Source organism: Pricia sp., assembly GCF_041745955.1.
Classification (GTDB): domain Bacteria; phylum Bacteroidota; class Bacteroidia; order Flavobacteriales; family Flavobacteriaceae; genus Pricia.
The window spans coordinates 1-3,218 of sequence record NZ_JBGTHY010000234.1 but is presented as its reverse complement, the minus strand read 5'-3'; the positions used below and the strand labels follow the sequence as shown (position 1 = coordinate 3,218).

4 protein-coding genes are annotated in these 3,218 nt (G+C 43.1%); 3 read left to right on the top strand and 1 reads right to left on the bottom strand.

Going from position 1 to position 3,218, the window contains the following annotated elements:
* On the bottom strand, positions 1 to 252 hold a 252-nt coding region (locus ACEW8S_RS08515; RefSeq protein ID WP_373517733.1), incomplete at its 3' end, for an acyl-CoA dehydrogenase family protein.
* Positions 253 to 616: 364 nt separating this feature from the next.
* Between ACEW8S_RS08515 and nhaD the strand changes: the two genes are divergently transcribed.
* The 3 genes from nhaD to ACEW8S_RS08500 all read left to right on the top strand — a co-directional run bounded on the left by nhaD (position 617) and on the right by ACEW8S_RS08500 (position 3,144).
* Positions 617 to 1,984 (top strand): sodium:proton antiporter NhaD, encoded by a 1,368-nt coding sequence (gene nhaD / locus ACEW8S_RS08510; RefSeq protein ID WP_373517732.1) that lies wholly within the window; start codon positions 617 to 619, stop codon positions 1,982 to 1,984.
* A gap of 71 nt (positions 1,985 to 2,055) precedes the next feature.
* The gene (locus ACEW8S_RS08505) at positions 2,056 to 2,748 is read left to right on the top strand and encodes a MotA/TolQ/ExbB proton channel family protein (RefSeq protein WP_373517731.1); all 693 of its coding nucleotides are present in this window, start codon (positions 2,056 to 2,058) and stop codon (positions 2,746 to 2,748) included.
* A 9-nt stretch (positions 2,749 to 2,757) separates the two neighbouring features.
* Positions 2,758 to 3,144, top strand: coding sequence for an ExbD/TolR family protein (locus tag ACEW8S_RS08500; protein ID WP_373517730.1), 387 nt, complete (start codon positions 2,758 to 2,760; stop codon positions 3,142 to 3,144).
* The last annotated feature ends 74 nt before the right edge of the window (positions 3,145 to 3,218 follow it).

Genomic DNA, 3,218 nt, shown 5'->3' with positions numbered 1-3,218 from the left:
CGAGGCCGAGGCGTCGATTTTCGAAAGCTCTTCCATAGCGATGACATACGATAATGTATCCATACCGCTACCGTTGTATTTCGGGTCGGTCATCATCCCCATAAAACCCAATTCCCCCAGTTTCTTTATTTGTTCAACGGGGAATTTTTGTGCATCGTCCCGTTCGATAACGCCTGGCAGCAATTCGTTTTGGGCGAAATCACGTGCCGCCTGCCGTATCATGAGATGCTCTTCCGATAGTGAAAAATCCATAGATATATGTGCTTATAGGCTTTCTACAAATATAGAACATAAAATAGAACATGGCCCAAGCGGCATTTCTTGCGCACAATGTACCCCGAACGGTCAGTGGCAGGTAAAATAAAAAGTTTAGGACAAATCTGCTCCAAATTTTTATATTTGTCGGTTCCAACTTTGGAATGCGGAGGATTTTGCCCGATATAACGGGCAATAGGGTTTCAAGGGAGGATGAATTGACATTTAATACGCATCCGATACCCTAAGAAAGGCAATTTTGAATATCTTTAGAAAAAATCCGTCCGGTACAAATCTCGACCGGACCTGTTAGTAAACCGCATTGAAACAACTAATATAGAACCTTAAAAACCGATCGAGTATGGAGACCATTATTATCATCGTATTTGTTTTGGGTTATCTGGCGATAACCATGGAGCACAACCTGAAAATTGATAAACTCATTCCCGCCCTGGCAATGATGGCCATACTTTGGGCGATTATTGCCTTGGCTCACCTACCTGTATTTGAGGTCAATTCAGATTTAAAGGAGCTTGAACCCACCGATATCGATGAAATACTATTGCATCACCTCGGGAAAACGGCTGAAATTCTGGTATTCTTGTTAGGGGCGATGACCATTGTAGAAATTATCGATTATTTTAACGGTTTCGTAACGATAAAAGGCTTCATAAAGACTAAGAGCAAGCGCAAACTTTTATGGCTGTTCTCCATTTTGGCTTTTGTGCTTTCTGCCATAATCGATAACCTTACAGCGACCATCGTATTGATAACCATTTTACAGAAGGTTATTAAAGAAAGGGACACTCGACTTTGGTTTGCCGGTATTATCATCATTGCAGCCAACGCCGGTGGTGCTTGGTCGCCCATTGGTGATGTTACCACCACTATGCTTTGGATTGGTAATAAGGTAACGGCACTAGTTCTTATAGAACATGTTTTCATACCTTCGATCGTCTGTATGGTTATTCCTGTTTTGGTAGCAAGTAGGTACAAGGCCTTTAAAGGAAACATAGTCACTGACGCGGCGGAATTGGACGAACCAAAATCGAAATATGGTGCGACCATGTTATACTTAGGTTTGGGAGCCATTGTGTTTGTACCTTTTTTCAAAACAATAACACACCTGCCCCCTTATGTCGGTATGATGTTGTCATTGGCTGTAGTAGCTATATTTGCCGAGATTTATAGTAATACAAAATTCAGTATTTCGGCTGTGAATGGCGAAGGGCATGATACTGTTGGCCACCATAGTCCCGTACATGCTTCCCTGTCAAAAATAGAATTGCCAAGTATTCTTTTTTTCTTGGGGATATTATTGGCGGTAGCAGCCTTGGAATCTTTGGGCATGCTATTTCATTTTGCGGAGATACTGGATAGTACAATGCCTGCACTCGGTACCGAGGCTAGGGAGGGTATTGTGTCTGATCTGGTTGTTTTGATTCTAGGAGTTGGTTCTGCCATAATTGATAACGTACCTCTTGTGGCAGCTAGTATGGGAATGTTTTCAGTGCCCATAGATGACCCCGTTTGGCATTTTATCGCCTATTCGGCCGGTACGGGCGGTAGTATGTTGATTATTGGCTCTGCTGCCGGTGTCGTTGCCATGGGAATGGAAAAAATCGATTTCTTTTGGTATCTTAAAAAAATAGCCTGGCTCGCATTCTTGGGATTCATTGGTGGTGCGGTTGCTTTTGTTTTGCTGCGAAATTTTCTGTTGAACGTATAATTTAATCGATAAACTACCGTTATAGAAGCAACACTGAACTTGTTTTAAAGCGTAAATAATCTAAGAATTCTATGATGCTATTTCAAGATGCGGCGCAAGATCCTCAAATGGGGGATGTTATGTCGGAAGAAAAGACCCTTTCCGTAATCGATCTTATTTTTAACGGCGGTACGGGAAGTGTACTTATTATTTCTATTTTGTTCATTATGCTGTTTGTAGCTCTATATATTTACTTTGAGCGGATTTTTGCTATTAAGGCCGCCTCGAAAATCGATAGCAATTTTATGAACCAAATTCGTGACCATGTCACGAACGGTAAATTGGAGGCGGCCAAACTTTTGTGTGCCCAAACCGATTCTCCCGTAGCCCGTTTGACGGCAAAAGGAGTTTCCCGAATCGGAAAACCTTTGGACGATATCAACACGGCCATTGAAAATGCCGGAACACTTGAAGTCTACGCCCTCGAAAAAAACGTGAGCGTACTGGCCACTGTCGCCGGAGCCGGCCCCATGATCGGATTTTTGGGTACCGTAATCGGTATGATCCTAGCCTTTCACGAAATGGCCTCCAGCGGCGGCCAGGCGGAAATGGGCTCTCTGGCCTCTGGTATCTATACGGCCATGACAACAACGGTTGCGGGCCTTATTGTTGGTATCATAGCTTATATCGGCTATAACCACTTGGTCAACCGGATCGATAAGGTCGTGCATAAGATGGAGGCCAATGCCGTTGAGTTTTTAGACCTGTTGAACGAACCTCTATAATTCCATACCATGAAATTGAAGGGAAGAAATAAGGTGAGCCCCGATTTTAGCATGTCATCGATGACGGATATCGTATTCCTGTTGTTGATTTTCTTTATGTTGACGGCAAACTCGCCCAATGCGCTGGATCTTTTATTGCCCAAAGCGAAAGGGAAATCTACCAACACCCAAAACGTATCGGTAAGTATCGATAAGAATCTACAGTACTTTGTAAACAACGAGCGGATCAACGGAGATTTTATCGAAGTCGAACTCAAAAAAGCTTTGGAGGGGCAAGATAAGCCTACCATTATTCTAAGGGCCGAAGAAAGTGTGGCCATCAAAGAGGCGGTTCACGTAATGGATATCGCTAACCGGAACAGTTACAAGGTAATCTTGGCCGTGCGACCGAATTGATCGTGAATTATAAAGCGTGGGGTTCCATGCTTTAGTATATACTTTTGCAAATTGAATTGTGCAAAGCAAGCGAT

Coding starts and splice junctions, on each gene's coding strand:
- ACEW8S_RS08505 (WP_373517731.1), top strand. CDS start 2,056: ATGATGCTATTTCAAGATGCGGCGCAAGATCCTCAAATGGGGGATGTT.
- ACEW8S_RS08500 (WP_373517730.1), top strand. CDS start 2,758: ATGAAATTGAAGGGAAGAAATAAGGTGAGCCCCGATTTTAGCATGTCA.
- nhaD (WP_373517732.1), top strand. CDS start 617: ATGGAGACCATTATTATCATCGTATTTGTTTTGGGTTATCTGGCGATA.